A 16,478-nucleotide genomic window follows, 5' to 3' on the forward strand; every position below is an offset into this window, starting at 1 on the left:
GTACGCGTAGCAAGCAATGCAAGCAACATAGTTACAAAACATGTCATTCTCGCCTTGTTCCAGCCAAAATACATATTTAAACGATCCTTCAACTCGCTGATACACTCTATATAACCTCTTTTTGACGATCGAGATTATATGAGTTTCATTCTATGGCAGCGAGTTATCTTAATTTACTTCAGTGCCAAACCAGAAATGGTTGCCCGCCTGCGCGGGCATGACCGGTTTTTTTGTCATGTACAGAGCATGTACATAATAAATTATTGAGTCAAAAAGACAGAACCTACCTCTAACTAGCGAAGCATTAATTTTTGTCTTCTACTTGTCCGTGACGCATAGCAAAGACGTTGTAATCATCACCAAGCGTATCCAAAGGATAATGATTTAGATCAATTGCCGTAATGATAAATTGTCCTGTTATTGTTGTTAAATGCTGGAATACACGATGTAAATGCTCTTTATCTAATTCTGCGGCCAAATCATCGAATAGGTACACGCATTTTTTTGGTAATAGCTTAGCTTGGGCTAATTTTAAGGCAATCAAGATGATTTTTTGCTGGCCACGCGAATAATGCTGTTTAGCTTTTACTGAACCAGGCGGTTGTACGATAAGATCAGCTTGATGGGCACCTGATTGAGTATATTGACGGAGACGGTCTGACTCAAACTGCTCATTGATAATGACTGCTAGGTCATTATTTCCCTGTTTTTTTCCCCAGCCCTTATAGTAGTGGATGTCAGCAGATGTATCCGTCAACTGAGCTAAAATCGTTTTAAATGCGTCCATCCAATCTCGAACGTAATGTGCTCGTAGATGGTCTAATTGATGAGAAAGCTCTACTAATTGTTTATCCCAGGGGATAAACGCATCTTTGTCAGCTCTTTGGCGCAAAAGCGCGTTTCGTTGTTTCAGTATGCGGCGATAATCTTTCCATAATGAGAGATAATCGGGTTTCACGTGAAACATTCCCCAGTCTAGGAGCGAGCGTCGAATGGAGGGACCGGCATCGATGATATCAAAAATATCTTGATAAAATACCTGACAAGGAAGAAAGCGAGCTAGTTCACTACTGCTTCGACAAGGCTGGCGGTTGATATGGACTATGGTAGGGCCTGATAGTGATTTCTGGATGCTGACGGTTTCTTCCTGTGGCAAACTTGCAAAAACAGTTAAATTGCTGTGACCTTGTTGAATCAACGGATTGGTTTCTCGGGTTCGAAACGAATGCCCGGTACTTAAGAGATAAATGGATTCCAACAAGGACGTTTTGCCACTGCCATTCTCACCTAAAATAAAGTTATAGGAAGGGTGAAGATTAAGTCTAGCTTGGCCAATATTACGAACATGATGAACGTCAAGTTGATTGAGGTTCATGAGCAGCGTGATCCTTAGATTTTCATAGGCATAATAATGTACTGGTAGGTTTCATCCTTTAATGATTCCACCAAAACACTGCTATCGCTATTGGTCATGGATAATTGCAGGGGGCCTTCGGGAACGTGGTTTAAAACATCTTGTAAATAGCTGGCGTTGATGCCAATTTTTAATTCATCGCCCTGGGTTTTAGCTTCCAAAGTCTCCATGGCTTCTTCTTGCTCTTGGTTATTGGCCACCAAGGTCAATTGCGATTCTTGCAGATGCAGTAATACGGCACGAGATTTTTCATTGGCCAAAATCACAATTCTTGATAACGCGCGTTTTAAGACGTCTCGATCTAAAATAACATGCTTATCCTGATGTTTAGGAATTGCTTTGGCGTAAGGAGGAAAACGAGCTTCAATTAACTTCGAAACAAAGGTATATTGCTCAGTCATCACTTTAAAGTGATTCTTTCCAGCGGCCAACGTCACACGTTCATCATTAATATTGCCAAGAAGACGCAACACTTCTTGAATCCCCTTTCGTGGGATCAAAAGCTTTTGCGATTGTCCACCAGTGTCACACGCCAATTTACAAATGGCCATACGATGTCCGTCTGTAGCCACAGAGGTGATGTGTTGTCCTTCCAGTTCTAATAATAAGCCATTTAAAAATACACGAACGTCTTGTTGTGACATGGCAAAATGCGTGGACTGCAATAAGTGTACTAAATCCGCTCTAGTTAGGGTTAATTCTAACTCGCTAACTTCATCTTCGCTATTGGGATAATGATCCGATGGCAAGGTGGCTAATTTAAACTGGCTTCGGCCTTCTTTAATGATGACGCCTTTATCATTGCAAGCAATAATGGGGTTCGCTGCGTCTTCCAACGAACGCACAATATCGACAAATTTTTTAGCGGGCACTGTAATCGCGCCTGAGGCTTGCTTCGCTTGACAGGGAATGGTCGCGGTGATTTCGATTTCGAGATCAGTCGCAGTTATTAAAACATACTCGCTTTGCAGCTTAATTAAAATATTAGCCAAAATCGCCAAAGACTGCTTTTTATCAACTGCACCAGCGACTGTCAGCAGTGGAGTTAAGAGATCTTGTTTACTAATCGTCAGTTCAAACATGGCATTCTCTAATTAAGAAGATAGGGTGCGCATAAGATTTTTATAATCTTCAGCAAAATCACCGGCTTCCTGTAGCAACTCTTTGACTTTGCGACAAGCATGGATCACGGTGGTGTGATCACGACCGCCAAAATGATCCCCTATTTCAGGCAAGCTATGATTGGTTAGTTCTTTGGCTAAAGCCATCGCCATTTGCCTAGGTCTTGCAATGGAGCGACTACGTCGTTTCGACAATAAATCTGCCACCTTGACTTTATAATATTCAGCTACTGTTTTTTGAATGTTTTCAATGGTCACTAATTTGTCTTGCAAGGCAAGTAAATCACGAAGAGCTTCATTAACAAACTCAATGGTAATAGGTTTTCCAGTAAAATGCGCATTAGCAATGACTCGTCTTAAAGCGCCTTCCAGCTCACGAACATTAGAGCGAATTCGTTTAGCAATGAAAAACGCGACTTCATAAGGCAATTCAATATTCGATAATTCGGCCTTGCTGATTAGAATAGCCACGCGCGTTTCCAATTCAGGCGGCTCTACAGCCACGGTTAATCCCCATCCAAATCTTGATTTCAACCGTTCTTCGACACCCTCAATTTCTTTCGGATAACGATCACTGGTTAAAATAATTTGCTGCTGCCCTTCAAGCAACGCATTAAAGGTGTGAAAAAACTCTTCTTGAGAGCGATCTTTTCCGGCAAAAAATTGAATATCATCGATTAAAAGCGCATTAAGGGAGCGATAAAAGCGTTTAAATTCGTTAATAGAATTCGTCTGTAACGCTTTAACCATATCGGCGACAAAGCGCTCAGAGTGTAAATACAATACTTTAGCTTCTGGGTTATTCTTTAGAATCGAATTTCCAATCGCATGCATTAAGTGCGTTTTTCCTAATCCAACCCCGCCATAAATAAACAATGGGTTGTAAGCATCGCCTGGACGTTCAGCTACTTGCAAAGCAGCTGCCTTCGCTAACTGGTTTGAATTTCCTTCCACAAAGCTGTCAAACACAAATTTTCTATTGAGATAACTGTTTTTATAATGATCGGCTGTCTTTTTAGGTTGCGCCTTTACCGCCGGAGCCTCAGTGTGTTTTTTTTCATCAAGAACGACTGGGTTAGCAAGCTTGCTGCCGATTTCAATACTAACGAGTTTTATCGCATCTGTGCTCAACTGACTGACTAATTCTAAAATCCGGGGATAAAAATGCTTTTTAACCCAATCGACCACAAAACGATTAGGCGCCAATAAAACCAGCGTGCTATCGTCCGCTGCTTCCGCCTGCAGCGGGCGTAACCAGGTATTAAATTGCTGAGCTGGATACTCTTCTTGTAAATATTCTAAACATTTCTGCCAGACCGTTGCAGACACAGATAACTCCTCAAACTTTTTTTATACGCGTTCTTGATGGGTTTACTATCGCAGCGAACACCAATCAAATCGTTTATCAATACCCTACCAATTCCATTAGTTATTGCAATGAGTTATAAGCCCTTTTAACTGTTTGGTAGCCGGATGAAGGCGTAGCCGTAATCCGGGAATAACGAACTTTGGTGAAAGCGGCATATTAGGAAACCCTAAGAAGCGTTAATGCATTCCACAAACATCAATTTCATTCTATAAGCTACTTGAAGACACAACGAGTTTAAAGCCTCTAAAGCAATACAATACTGGCTCATGAAAAACGGCACAAGTAGTACATCTATTATGTTCATTAAGCACCATTAAAATAGTGCCATTGAATGCGCCCCCGGGCAAGAAAAAACAACGAGGCGCGTTGTAAAGTGACTTTTATGAAATGCAAAGAATAACCAAAGGACGATTATAACGGAACAAGGAACTAAATCGTAGCATTTATTCACAATAAATAGTGGATAACTCGCAAATAGTGACAGGAACAAACGGCGCATAACTCTTAGGAAAACAAACCAGCTTAAGTTATCCCGATCCAAGCCTTCATTAAAACCAGGGATTATTAACAAGCAAAATTAAGCCATAACATAATGATTTAATGAAATAATTTAAAGTTATTAAGCAATATACATGCGCTTATAATAAAAATTAAATTAAAAGATTAAATAATTATATTTATTATTGGACTACGTTTTAAGTCGGCCGATTTATTAGGTGATTAGTTAAAAAAAGCGTAGCTCCCCACGTCATCCGAGCGCAGCGCTTCCAATTAGCCTTAAGTTTTAGTTGACAATACTTAGGCAACGTTCCTAACGTTTTTTTGCAATCTTCTCTATTCTAATCTGAGCACAGATGTTTCAGTTTAAGAGTGAGAAGATTGCAAAACACTTTAGGGACGTTGGTTAGTTGATCTAATCGAACAGCACCACACTACGTCATCCTGAAAGCGACGTAAGCCGTTTGAAGGATCTCCTGCAAACGAAGCCTGGTACAAGATTTTAGGAGATTTTTCACAGCGTTTAGTAATGACATAATCCTGTTAAGCAAGCCTCACTAATGATCTAGAGTAAATCGGTATAAGCTTCATAATTTAAAGTTATCCTCGAAATAGTTCTTCCCTCGTGGGAATGCCAAATTAATTTTCTAACTTGCTGTAAGCAGTCGTCATTAACGAAGACCGCTTATCGCGGGAATCTAAAGCAACAAGAACGTAATCTCCCCTCATAACAATATTTTATCAAGCAAATCATGTGAATGGATGCGATCCAATTGCGATCGTTAGTCGTGTATAACTCCAGTGTCTCCAGAACGGTTTAGACTTATTCAGGATCCATTAGGGAGTCAAATCAGTGTTTTTAAACAGGGTTTGTTTTAATTTAACTTATTAATAATTAATAAAAAAATATATTTATCAACAGAAAAACAAACGCTTATAATAAACATCAAATAAGAAATATTAAATGATAATTATAATTACATCGCTGAATAATATTGTTTTCATTTATACTAATCTATGTTTTTTAGAACGGTTCAAAATACGATTCTCTGTGTTAACAAATCAAAAATCCTGTTTGACAGCTAGTGTAAAGTTTTCTATCATTGCCCACTTTGAAAAAATATTTGCAGGTTCATCATGAAACGAACTTTTCAACCCAGTAATCTAAAACGAAAAAGAGATCACGGTTTCCGTGCTCGGATGGCGACACGCGGTGGTCGTTTGGTGATTAATCGTCGTCGTGCGAAAGGCCGTAAACGTTTGTCTGCCTAAGTGTATCGTTTTAGTAAACAAAGACGCCTGTTAAAAAAAAGTGACTATGATCACGTTTTTCAACAGGCAAAAAAATTGGTCACTCCTGAGTTTATTTTTTTATACCGAATCAATAATCTAGGTCATGGGCGACTTGGATTGGCGTTATCCAAAAAAGCCGTGGCTAAAGCGCATGACCGTAATCGTTTAAAACGGCTACTGCGCGAAAGTTTTCGTAGACGAGAATTGCCAACCATTGATGTGGTTGTATTGGCCAGAAGCGGAGTGGCTGACTTAGATAAACCAAACCTTACAATCAAATTAGGTAAAGCATGGGACAGATTATCCGCTTTATGCAACAAGTAATTTGTGCTCCTATCAGGCTTTATCAATATGTTATAAGCCCTCTAATTAAACCCTGTTGCCGCTATTACCCTAGTTGTTCACAATATGCACTATTAGCGATCCAGTATCATGGGGTTTGCAAAGGGCTTTTAATGACCGTTCGCCGTCTATTGCGCTGCCACCCGTGGTCACCAGGCGGTTATGATCCTGTATTACCAAACACCAAAGAGAAACATTGATGGACACTCGACGAATTGTTTTATATGCGGCGCTTGCGCTGGTTATTTATTCACTATGGACAAATTGGCAAGCCGATCATCCTCCAGCGCCAGTTAGCCCTCAATCAGAGGTGAATCACGTCACCCCAACCCAAACGGCAGAGGATCGCTTGCTCCCCAAAATGAGTCCGCATATGGATGAAGCCATCACTCCTACTGAAACGCCATCTGTAGACAAGCAATCGGCTAAAGACATTACTGTAAAAACCGACGTGCTTGATTTAGAAATTGATTTGCAACATGGGGATATTGTAAACGCTAAATTGTTGGATTATCCCGTTAGTGTTGAGGAAGATCGCCCGATTACCTTACTTCAAGAAAAAAAAGGTGAACAGTATGTGGCCAACAGCAGCTTATTTGTGGTTCGTGGCCATCAATTAGATAATCTAGATTTTAATTTCACGACAGAAAAAGACTTTTATCAGCTAACCTCTGATGATCAAAAACTAACCGTGACCTTAACCGGCCAAGCTAATGGTTTACATGCGACAAAAGAATTCATCTTTACCAAAGGCAGTTATTTAATCGAGGTTCGTTATCATCTTACCAATGTGGGTGAGGCGGCTTGGAAAGGGTATATGAATGCACAGCTGCTTCGCAGTTCACCTAAGGAAGATAAGTCCAGCATTTTCCATATTGGATCCTACACTGGAGCTTCTTATTCCGTTCCAGGACAGCATCGATATCAAAAAGTGCCTTTCAGTAACATGACTAAGAGTAATCTGGATGTTAAATCGGAAGGCGGCTGGGTGGCTATGCAACAGCATTATTTCTTAAGTGCTTGGATTCCATTAGCAGACACCACGAATCGTTTCTACACTCGCGCGTTAGATGACGATTACAGCATTGGTATGGTGACAAAACCAATTGTGGTTTCACCAAACGAAACTGAAACAGTTGGCGCTAATTTATACGTGGGGCCAGAGTTAGATGATCAATTAAGCGCGGCTGCTCCCTCGCTTGATTTGACCATTGATTATGGGTGGTTATGGTTCCTTTCATCCTTTCTTTTTTGGATCATGAAAGGGATTCATTCCGTGGTTGGAAACTGGGGTTGGACGATTGTATTAGTCACGGTAATGATTAAACTGGCTTTTTATCGCTTATCGGCCACCAGTTATAAGTCCATGGCTGCGATGCGGAAATTACAGCCTAAACTACAAGCCTTACGTGAGCGATATGGAGATGACAAAGCCAAAATAAGCCAGGCTACCATGGAATTGTATCGCCAGGAGAAAGTCAATCCGTTAGGTGGGTGTTTGCCAATTCTAATTCAAATCCCAGTCTTTATTGCACTGTATTGGGTATTGCTAGAAAGCGTGCAGTTGCGACAAGCACCATTTATTTTTTGGATACAAGATTTAGCTTCAGCCGATCCTTATCATGTGCTCCCCATCATCATGGGCGCTACCATGTTAATTCAGCAAAAGCTTAATCCTGCGCCACCGGATCCAATGCAAGCTAAAGTCATGATGTTTTTACCGATTTTATTTACGGCACTGTTCTGGAATTTCCCAGCCGGTCTTGTCTTGTATTGGATTGTGAATAACACGCTGTCGATTCTGCAACAGTGGTACATCACACGAAAATACAGCGATGAAACGCCGAATAATAAGAAATTAGCTGCTGCGAATAAATGACCATCGACACCATCGTAGCCATTGCCACTCCGCCCGGTCGCGGCGGGGTAGGCATTATCCGCCTTTCTGGAGTTCACGCCCTAGCTATTGCTAAAGCCTTAACTGGCAAAAAAAAACTTAACCCAAGAGAAGCTCATTTTTGTTTGTTTCGTGATCATCTCCAAGAATTATTAGATCAGGGCTTAGTGCTTTATTTTCCAGCGCCAAACTCATTTACCGGCGAAGACGTGGTGGAATTTCAGGTGCATGGTGCCCCGATTGTTCTTGATCGCTTGCTTGCTGAAGCGTGTCATTTGGGCGCACGTCTCGCCCGCCCGGGCGAGTTTTCTGAGCGCGCGTTTTTAAACGATAAAATTGATCTTGCACAGGCTGAAGCCATTGCAGATTTAATTCATGCCAGTTCAGAAATGGCCGCCCGCATGGCTATTCGCTCGTTGCAAGGCGAGTTTTCAAAAGCGATTCATGCGCTGAATGAGAACATCATTCACCTTCGCCTTTATGTAGAAGCCGCTATTGATTTTCCAGAAGAAGAAATTGATTTTTTAGCCGATGGCAAAATCGAAGCGATGCTGCAAGACATTATGACTGAACTGGAGCGGATCCGTAACCTTGCTAGTCAAGGCGCAATGCTTCGTGAAGGGTTATCTATTGTGATTGCCGGTCGCCCAAACGCCGGAAAATCCACCTTAATGAATACTCTTTCTGGCCGTGAGGTGGCGATTGTAACCGATGTCGCCGGTACAACCAGAGACGTCATGCGCGAACACATTCTTTTAGATGAGATTCCAGTTCATCTAATTGATACAGCAGGTCTTCATGAAAGCAGCGACCCTATTGAGCAAGAAGGGATTAAGCGCGCGTGGCTGGAAGTAAAACGTGCTGATTGCGTGTTGTTAATGATTGATGCCAGAGCCCCTGAACTTGAAGTCAATCAATTGGATACTGATATTCGTGACGCGTTGCCCACAGGGGTTCCTATTATTCGTGTGTACAACAAAATCGATTCGCTAGATTTAACCCCTTCAACAGAAGCACAAGCGGTATATATTTCTGCCAAATCAGGTGCGGGACTTCCTCTGTTAATCGCTAAGATCAAAGAAGTCGTTGGCTATCATCCTAGTGAAGGGCAATTTTTGGCACGCAGAAGGCATCTTAAAGCGCTCGAAGATGCTCACGCTTTCTTAGTATCAGGTCGTGAACAGCTAACAATACATCGTGCCGGTGAACTCCTCGCCGATGATCTTCGCCAAGCGCACCAAGCACTGTGTGAAATAACCGGGGAATTTACCGCCGATGATTTGCTTGGCAAAATATTTTCAAGTTTTTGCATCGGCAAATAAACTATCCGCGTCCTTGCCCACACTTACCTAGTTAAGTTCGTAAGAGAGCGCCTAACATGCACCTTAATCACCAAACCTAAACCGTTACTGAAATCTTGCACGGCGTTAATCATTCAATATGAAAAAAATAAATACAAAAAGTCTTGATCTTGAATTAAACAAGCTGTAATTTAATAAGCTTCAAATTCTAATTTTTTATTGGGGTGGGTAGGAACTATGTCGGAAACACAAGGATTTACATACGTTTTAGATAAGCAAAATTTCTTTAAAACCTTAGCTACTCCATCAACCCTCCTTCCTCTGCGTCTTGTTGAAGCAGAAGCAAAGAAGAAAGATTACGAGTATGTGGCAAACCATCGTTCAGAAATTGAACAAGATTTTATTGATTTATTTAATGCCCTACAACAGAACGGTGACGGCCGCGATAAATTTTGGTATTACGGTTACTACTGCGCTTTAATGCTTGAATTTTATTATCAAGCGTATGATAAGAAAGAATTAACCGCGGAATATAAAGCGCTGGCTAACGAGATCAGCGCTCGCTATGAAGCACAAAAGTTAGGAAAACAGTCTGGGCAAGCTAGCAATTCTTATTTAAATGCTCTTGGTAAACAACTGGCTACAGATTTAAGCGGCTTAGCCAGCACACCGCTACATTCCGCCAAAATTAAAGACATGGCGGGCTTAGTGAATATCACCAGAATGCAAATTGTTTTTTCTCGCATATTTCTACAACAAACGCTGGTGGTGTTGAAAGAATCTGAGTTCATTGGCAAGCTTCTGGGAAGACGTGGAACAATTGATGGCATGCTCAACATGCTTAGTAAACCAACAGGGGTATTTAATGCTTTGAGTGTTGGTTTATTTGCTATCCGGTTTACTATGAATACCGGAACGTTGCTAAAACATACCTTCTTTCCTAGCACCGAAGAATCTAAACTTCCCATCGCACAACGTTTTGCTAAAGAATTTAATAAACGGCATTGTGAGATGCTCAATGATCTTGTTTGGGGAACCGTCAATGGCTTAACCAATTACGCCCACTACTTTAAGATCTCTGCTTCTGTAGCTAACTGGACAATGGCGGCTTTTCTAGTGTTTGACTTGGCGTTACTGTTTTATCGTCGTCGTTTAGCTGAGCAGGAATATTTTACCAAAAAAGCACAATATCAGGAGGAACTAGACTTATACGCCAAAGATCCCGCACATCAACAGGTAATCCTGGAGCAATTGGAGTGTTTAGAAATTCGCTGGAAAGCTACGAGTGCGACGTTTTGGTTTAATATTACAGCGGCGCTTCTTTTAATGGGAGGATTTTCAGCGGCTTTAATGTTGGCTTCTCCTGCGGCCGTCCCCGTTTCATTTTTGGTCTGTTGCTTTGCCGTCGCGATGTATGTTTCCGCGGATATGTTTGGAAAATACAAAGAAAAAGTATTGATCTTTGAACAAAAGCAGGGAAAAGGACTCGCAACCGAAGACGATATGGCGGCGGTGACAAACGCACGCACTGATTTTCTGATTTTTGTAGCCAAAAGTGCGCTTGTGCCGATGGTCATCATGGGTGTATTCGCGGTATCCTGGCCGGCTGCTGTATTACTTACGGTGTTATATCTAGGCTACGAGTTGGGTAAAGGATACCTGAATCTAAAACGCGCACCCGATGTGCCGATGTTGCCTAGCAATGAATTGGTGGATTCTGCCGATAAAACAGAAACAGAAACAGAAACAGAAACAGATCCTATCCTGCCATCTCCTTCAGGAAGTTAATTCAAACATCTGTGACTAATTTAAGAGGCGCTGATGTGCAAAAACATTAGGAACGATGACCTGTCTCGTTCCTGGCTGCGTGAAATAAAAAGAAAAATATACCCATGATCGTTCACAATGCGAGCTGTTAGGCGCCTTTATTTATTGTCCTGTCGCAGTTTAAAAAGCGAGTAATGGCTCATTCCTTTGCGAGTTTTTCAACATGCGGCTGGGCGAAAAAGAAACAGCATAAATCACGCATTTTGACCGATCACGGGCATATCATCGTTTTTAATCCCCTTTACTCATCTCCAAAGCCCGCGAATACAACTCATTTTTATTCCCACCAGTGATCTTACAAGCAAGCTTTACTGCTTGCTTTAAAGGCATTTCTTCCATTAACAGGCTTAAGAGGTGCTCTTCTTCCTGGGTTTTCTTTTTTGCTTCTCGAGGAGGAATGATTAAGACAAACTCACCCTTAACGTGCCTTTTATCGCTTAACAACCAATGTTTAACGTCAATAGAGCTTCCCGCCACAAATCGCTCAAAGGTTTTGGTGAGTTCTTTTGCCAATACCAATTGACAGTCTTCACCAAATACAGCGGCAATATCTTCCACAGCATTAACAATGCGATGGGTAGACTCATACATAATTAGCGTGTGTAGCGTAGCGCTGAGGTGTTGTAGCGTTTGCTTTCTTGCTGAAGATTTTGCTGGAAGAAAACCAATAAACGTAAACACATCTGAAGGAACGCCAGCAGCACATAATGCGGTGATTAAAGCGCAAGGTCCAGGGATGGGAACGACAGAAATACCCTCGATTCTCGCTTGTTTGACCAAAGGAAATCCTGGATCGCTGATCAAAGGAGTGCCTGCATCGCTGATTAAAGCGTAAGTTTGGCCTTGTTGTAAACGTTCAATAATGACTTTGCTTTTTTCGGCTTCATTAAAGGCATGCATTGAGACTAAGGGTTTATTAATTCCTAATGCGGTCAATAATGGTTGAGAATGGCGTGTGTCTTCTGCCAAAATTGCATCAACCGATTGCAAAGTATGGATCGCTCTTGTGCTGATGTCTTCCAAGTTGCCAATCGGGGTTGCAACAATATAAAGCGTGCCTGAAGTTATTGCTGAAGAGGCAGTCATGGTTTATTCTCTTCTCTTCTTTTAGGTTGAGTGTAGGTAAAATAGGTCAAGCGAATGAAATCCTCAATGTATAAATTAGGTTTGTTGTATCTCTGTTTTTCATTATTGACCGGATGCGCTAATGTGTCAGATAGCCCTATGCAAGTCAACCAACAGTTGGCAAGTCCTTACACGCTGCCCGCAGCCACTTATCTGGCTCAGGCTAAAAGAAGCATTGGCGAAGAACAACAAGCGTTCCAAATGATGGCCGCTGGCCGCTTAATTCATGAAGGACAATGGCAGCAAGGTCAGACTATTTTAGCACGGTTAAAGCAGTTGCCTCCCGATTTGGCCGATAAAAAGCATCTGTTATTAGCCAAAATTGAATTGATCCGTGAAAGACCACAATCGGCCATCAAAACACTGGCTGCCATTAACAATGTTCATGATTTACCGATTTATTATCAAGCGCAGTATCACGAGCTTTTAGCGGAAGCTTATAAAAGCACCGCGAATGTGTCTGAGGCTGTGGATGAACGGATTAAACTGTCAAAGCTTTTACCGGACAAAGCCTCTCAAGCTAATAATTTACGAGCGCTTTGGCTAGCTTTAGCCGGACAACCCACGCCTGAATTAAACACCATGGCTCTTGAAGCCGAAGAGTCTTCTGAACTTAAGGGGTGGATGCAATTAGCGCTCCTATCTCGTGATGACCATACCAAACCCAGCGATATGCTCAATGCCATTCAAAATTGGCAAACCAAGTACCCAACTCACCCAGCCAACAGCCTACTAAACACATCGCAAGTGGATCAAAAGCTCTTTTCTCATCCTAGACAAGTAGCCTTGCTATTGCCATTGACAGGTTCATTAGGTGGTCCAGGAACGGCCATTCGTGATGGTTTTATTGCGGCCTACCAAGCGAGTAAAGATGTTGATGATTTAAACGTTCGTTTTTATGATACCAATCAATCGGATGTGAGTTCATTATACCAACAAGCCATTGATGAAGGCGCAGATTACATTGTAGGCCCTCTTACCAAATCCGATGTGGCCAAGGTTGCGGCATTAAATCATCCTGTTCCGACGTTATTTTTAAACGATTTGAATGGTAACGTGAAAGAAAATGCCTATCAATTTGGCCTTTCACCCAGTAATGAAGCCCGTCAAGTGGCGTCTAAAGCTAGATTAAATGGCCATACCCGTGCTTTGGTGATTGCACCACAAGACGCATGGGGTGATGAAGTCGTGGCAGCGTTTAGCCAACAATGGCGTGCCAACGGCGGGCGCGTAGCGGATACCTTGCAATACGGTAAGAATGATAATTTGAATCAAACTGTCCGTGATTTTTTACATATCTCGAAGAGTGAAGAACGCAAAAAAGCATTAAAAGAAATTCTTGGGCATAGCATTGAAGCCACACCAAGACGTCGCCAGGATTTTGATATGATCTTTTTATTAGCCTACCCAAGTAAAGCACGACAAATCATGCCTTTATTGCGTTATTATTATGCCGGCGATGTTCCCGTGTATTCCACATCCAGTGTTTATGGTGGGCATCCGAACTCTTTAAAAGATCGCGATCTAAACGGAATTATCTTCTGCGACATGCCATGGGTGTTTGAGCATAATTTGGGGTACAAAAACTGGCCAGAACAATTAAACAGTTATAACCGGTTATACGCGTTAGGCATGGATAGTTTCGAGCTTTCCGGCCAATTAAACCAACTGTTAATCTTCCCAGCCATGGGCGTTCGCGATAAAAGTGGGATACTGTATCTAAATCCTAACGGCCAAATTGCACGCATTTCGGCTTGGGGGCAGTTTAAACAAGGGCTTGTGGAGCCGATGAATAATCGCATGCTTTCTTAATTAAGCCTACCCCGCTTGAAGGCTGGTATTCCTTCTTAAAATGCACCTATACTAATTATTAGATGAAATAAATCAATTATCCTTTGGGTCCAAACATGCCCGATTTTCAATTTACAGCACGAGATGCTAGTGGCAGCACAGTCAGAGGTGTGCGAAAGGCGCGATCGGCTGAAGATTTGGCAACCCAATTACAAAAAGAATCATTACTGCCTTTGGATATTGAGCAGTCAACTAAAGCGAAAGCACAACCCCAGCAATCTGTTGCAAAATATTCGGCTTCAGGGTTATTTAAAAAACCGGTTTCTAAAGAAGAGCTGCAAATGTTTTGCCGTCAAATGTATGCGCTAATTAAATCAGGAATTCCTTTAAGCATAGCAATCGCAAGACTTGCAGAATCCTCCCACGATAAAGAACTCGCTAAAACCCTACGGCAAATATTAGTCAGTTTAAATGAAGGACAAAGCCTTAATGCCTCAATGAGTCGTTTTCCGAAAGTTTTTTCTGATTTTTTTATTAATCTGGTAAAGCTTGGTGAAGAAATCGGAAAGTTGGATGAAGTATTTTATCATCTTTCTGAATACCTGTTACTTGAGATTGAAACGGGTAAAAAATTAAAAAAAGCGATGCGCTATCCTTTAATTATCACATTCGTTACGTTTTGTGCAATTATAGGTGTGACCGTCTTTGTTATTCCTGCGTTTGCTAAAATGTTTCAATCCTTTAACGCAGAACTTCCCTTACCTACCCTTATTCTAGTTAGCGTTGCTAATTTTTTTATCAATTATTGGTATGTGGCGCTTATAAGCATAATTTTATTGATTTATGGCTTGAGATATTACATAAAAACCCCTGAGGGTACCGTCGTGTGGTCTAAGTGGCAATTAAAAATACCTATTTTTGGTTGGCTCATTCATCGAATTATTTTATCGCGTTTTACAAGACTGTTCGCATTAGCTTTAAAGGCCGGGTTAAGCGCTGTTGATGGCATTAACTTGGTGGGCAAGTCCACTAATAATGCTTATTTTGCAACCAAAATCCAATCGGTTACTCAATCAATTGCACGCGGCAACACCATCTCAGCATCGCTTGCGCAAACAAAACTTTTTCCTCCGTTGGTGTTGCAGATGATATCGCTTGGGGAGGAAACTGGACGAATTGATGAGCTCCTAAACGATGCTGCCGAATTTTATCAGCGGGATATTGAATATGATCTAGCACGATTCAATGATTATATTGAACCGATCATGATTGTTATTGTCGCCGGCATGGTCCTTATTCTGGCATTAGGAGTTTACATGCCGATGTGGGATTTTGCAGGGAAGGCATTAGCCAGATAAACTTTTTTGGCGTTTTGATTGTATAATTTTTTATATACCCGTAATCTTTCAAAATGCGTGTTTTTAGGCGCCTTTATTTTTTGTCCTGCCGCATTTTAAAAAGCGAGTAATGGCTCATTCCCTTGCGAGTTTTTAAAATGCGGCAGGGCGAAAAAGAAAAAGCATAAATCACGCATTTTGAAAGATTACGGGTATATATAGACTATTTTTTTGAATAGATAGTCCTACCGATTGTAACTTTCATTTTGAAAGGAGAGGTTGTAGATGAAAAGGAAACAGAGCCTGGGTTATGGTTTAATGGAAGTTGCATTAGGCGTAGCAATTGTGGGCGCATTGGCAGTAGGTACAGTAGCAACTTATAACAATATAGGTTCGGAAGCTGAGTTAAATGTACTGGCAAAAATTGCATCTGACATAGCCGAAGCTGCAAAGGTTAATTATTATGCATGTCAAAGTGGTGTTGGGTCATGTACAACACTCGCAAACTGTGATGCTCATAAAGTTTTATTTGTTGGTGGAACATGGCCTGCGGGTGTAACGGTAGCGGACGGAACGACTTCTGGGTGTAAAATTACGTATGGTTCCTCAACTCTAGATAATTATGCAGTTCCAGGTGTATAAGATTAGGAGGCATAAGTTAACATAGCATCAACACATGCTTTGTCTATTGGCAAGTGTATGTACTAAATGGTCTCTGTACATGACAAAAAAACCGGCCATGCCCGCGCAGGCGGGCAACCATTTCTGGTTTGGCACTGAAGTAACTTAAGATAACTCGCTGCCATAGAATGAAAATCATATAATCTCGATCGTCAAAATTTTTTTCCGAATTTCCTTTGGATTACCATCAAATAGCAGGATTTATTTTTAAATTGTTTTTTGTGAGTGGTGGGCAATGGTATTTAAGCATGGATCGAACCAATTGGCATTGGGGAAAATCAGACATCAATATTTTAATGCTCGGCATTGTTTTCAAAGGAACGGCCATCCCAATTTAAAAGTACAACGTTCATCATTTGGTTTATTATGAAATTCATTCTGATGTCTACGAAGCAATAACCAGAGAAAACGCATCAAGAAGTGGAACCGACAATAGAAAATAAACCTTATCGAGCAAAACAACCCCCAGTGGCTTGATTTGG

Annotated in this window: 13 protein-coding genes; 9 read left to right on the forward strand and 4 right to left on the reverse strand. The window is 41.4% G+C overall.

From position 1 onward, the window contains the following. Nucleotides 1–304 precede the first annotated feature (304 nt). Genes recF through dnaA form a run of 3 tightly spaced genes read right to left on the reverse strand, consistent with a single transcriptional unit; the run spans nucleotide 305 to nucleotide 3,864 of the window. Nucleotides 305–1,375 carry a DNA replication/repair protein RecF gene (gene recF, locus E1O47_RS04760; RefSeq protein ID WP_133130130.1) on the reverse strand — a complete coding sequence of 357 codons (1,071 nt, stop codon included), beginning with the start codon at nucleotides 1,373–1,375 and terminating at the stop codon, nucleotides 305–307. A gap of 14 nt (nucleotides 1,376–1,389) precedes the next feature. After that, nucleotides 1,390–2,496: a DNA polymerase III subunit beta gene (gene dnaN / locus E1O47_RS04765; RefSeq protein ID WP_133130131.1), complete on the reverse strand. Its 1,107-nt coding sequence runs from the start codon at nucleotides 2,494–2,496 to the stop codon at nucleotides 1,390–1,392. Nucleotides 2,497–2,508: 12 nt separating this feature from the next. Then, the gene (dnaA, locus tag E1O47_RS04770; protein WP_133130132.1) at nucleotides 2,509–3,864 is read right to left on the reverse strand and encodes a chromosomal replication initiator protein DnaA; all 1,356 of its coding nucleotides are present in this window, start codon (nucleotides 3,862–3,864) and stop codon (nucleotides 2,509–2,511) included. A 1,675-nt stretch (nucleotides 3,865–5,539) separates the two neighbouring features. On the opposite strand from dnaA, the gene rpmH reads away from it, so the two are divergent. The 6 genes from rpmH to E1O47_RS04800 all read left to right on the forward strand — a co-directional run bounded on the left by rpmH (nucleotide 5,540) and on the right by E1O47_RS04800 (nucleotide 11,023). Continuing rightward, the gene (rpmH, locus tag E1O47_RS04775; protein ID WP_131776956.1) at nucleotides 5,540–5,674 is read left to right on the forward strand and encodes a 50S ribosomal protein L34; all 135 of its coding nucleotides are present in this window, start codon (nucleotides 5,540–5,542) and stop codon (nucleotides 5,672–5,674) included. Then, nucleotides 5,675–6,019 carry a ribonuclease P protein component gene (gene rnpA / locus E1O47_RS04780; protein WP_133130133.1) on the forward strand — a complete coding sequence of 115 codons (345 nt, stop codon included), beginning with the start codon at nucleotides 5,675–5,677 and terminating at the stop codon, nucleotides 6,017–6,019. Next, nucleotides 5,986–6,237: a membrane protein insertion efficiency factor YidD gene (yidD, locus tag E1O47_RS04785; protein ID WP_133130134.1), complete on the forward strand. Its 252-nt coding sequence runs from the start codon at nucleotides 5,986–5,988 to the stop codon at nucleotides 6,235–6,237. The genes rnpA and yidD overlap by 34 nt, the downstream gene beginning before the upstream one ends. Then, nucleotides 6,237–7,916: a membrane protein insertase YidC gene (yidC, locus tag E1O47_RS04790; protein ID WP_133130135.1), complete on the forward strand. Its 1,680-nt coding sequence runs from the start codon at nucleotides 6,237–6,239 to the stop codon at nucleotides 7,914–7,916. The genes yidD and yidC overlap by 1 nt, the downstream gene beginning before the upstream one ends. Beyond that, complete coding sequence (mnmE, locus tag E1O47_RS04795; protein WP_133130136.1) at nucleotides 7,913–9,256, forward strand: tRNA uridine-5-carboxymethylaminomethyl(34) synthesis GTPase MnmE; 1,344 nt, start codon at nucleotides 7,913–7,915, stop codon at nucleotides 9,254–9,256. Before yidC ends, mnmE begins: the two co-directional genes overlap by 4 nt. A 216-nt stretch (nucleotides 9,257–9,472) precedes the next feature. After that, entirely contained in the window at nucleotides 9,473–11,023 is a 1,551-nt protein-coding gene (locus E1O47_RS04800; protein ID WP_133130137.1) for a hypothetical protein, read from the forward strand. A gap of 270 nt (nucleotides 11,024–11,293) precedes the next feature. On the opposite strand, the gene rsmI is transcribed toward E1O47_RS04800, so the two are convergent. Further along, complete coding sequence (rsmI, locus tag E1O47_RS04805) at nucleotides 11,294–12,148, reverse strand: 16S rRNA (cytidine(1402)-2'-O)-methyltransferase (RefSeq protein WP_133130138.1); 855 nt, start codon at nucleotides 12,146–12,148, stop codon at nucleotides 11,294–11,296. Nucleotides 12,149–12,214: 66 nt separating this feature from the next. Between rsmI and E1O47_RS04810 the strand changes: the two genes are divergently transcribed. The 3 genes from E1O47_RS04810 to E1O47_RS04820 all read left to right on the forward strand — a co-directional run bounded on the left by E1O47_RS04810 (nucleotide 12,215) and on the right by E1O47_RS04820 (nucleotide 15,957). Further along, complete coding sequence (locus E1O47_RS04810) at nucleotides 12,215–13,999, forward strand: penicillin-binding protein activator (RefSeq protein WP_165475040.1); 1,785 nt, start codon at nucleotides 12,215–12,217, stop codon at nucleotides 13,997–13,999. Nucleotides 14,000–14,094: 95 nt separating this feature from the next. Further along, a complete protein-coding gene (locus tag E1O47_RS04815) occupies nucleotides 14,095–15,336 on the forward strand; it encodes a type II secretion system F family protein (protein WP_133130140.1) in 1,242 nt (413 codons plus the stop codon). A gap of 264 nt (nucleotides 15,337–15,600) precedes the next feature. Beyond that, nucleotides 15,601–15,957 carry a type II secretion system protein gene (locus E1O47_RS04820; RefSeq protein WP_133130141.1) on the forward strand — a complete coding sequence of 119 codons (357 nt, stop codon included), beginning with the start codon at nucleotides 15,601–15,603 and terminating at the stop codon, nucleotides 15,955–15,957. Nucleotides 15,958–16,478: the final 521 nt, after the last annotated feature.

Source organism: Legionella yabuuchiae (assembly GCF_900640115.1).
Classification (GTDB): Bacteria; Pseudomonadota; Gammaproteobacteria; order Legionellales; family Legionellaceae; genus Legionella_A; species Legionella_A yabuuchiae.

Coding starts and splice junctions, on each gene's coding strand:
- recF (WP_133130130.1), bottom strand. CDS start 1,375: ATGAACCTCAATCAACTTGACGTTCATCATGTTCGTAATATTGGCCAA.
- dnaN (WP_133130131.1), bottom strand. CDS start 2,496: ATGTTTGAACTGACGATTAGTAAACAAGATCTCTTAACTCCACTGCTG.
- rpmH (WP_131776956.1), top strand. CDS start 5,540: ATGAAACGAACTTTTCAACCCAGTAATCTAAAACGAAAAAGAGATCAC.
- yidD (WP_133130134.1), top strand. CDS start 5,986: ATGGGACAGATTATCCGCTTTATGCAACAAGTAATTTGTGCTCCTATC.
- yidC (WP_133130135.1), top strand. CDS start 6,237: ATGGACACTCGACGAATTGTTTTATATGCGGCGCTTGCGCTGGTTATT.
- mnmE (WP_133130136.1), top strand. CDS start 7,913: ATGACCATCGACACCATCGTAGCCATTGCCACTCCGCCCGGTCGCGGC.
- E1O47_RS04800 (WP_133130137.1), top strand. CDS start 9,473: ATGTCGGAAACACAAGGATTTACATACGTTTTAGATAAGCAAAATTTC.
- rsmI (WP_133130138.1), bottom strand. CDS start 12,148: ATGACTGCCTCTTCAGCAATAACTTCAGGCACGCTTTATATTGTTGCA.
- E1O47_RS04810 (WP_165475040.1), top strand. CDS start 12,215: ATGTATAAATTAGGTTTGTTGTATCTCTGTTTTTCATTATTGACCGGA.
- E1O47_RS04815 (WP_133130140.1), top strand. CDS start 14,095: ATGCCCGATTTTCAATTTACAGCACGAGATGCTAGTGGCAGCACAGTC.
- E1O47_RS04820 (WP_133130141.1), top strand. CDS start 15,601: ATGAAAAGGAAACAGAGCCTGGGTTATGGTTTAATGGAAGTTGCATTA.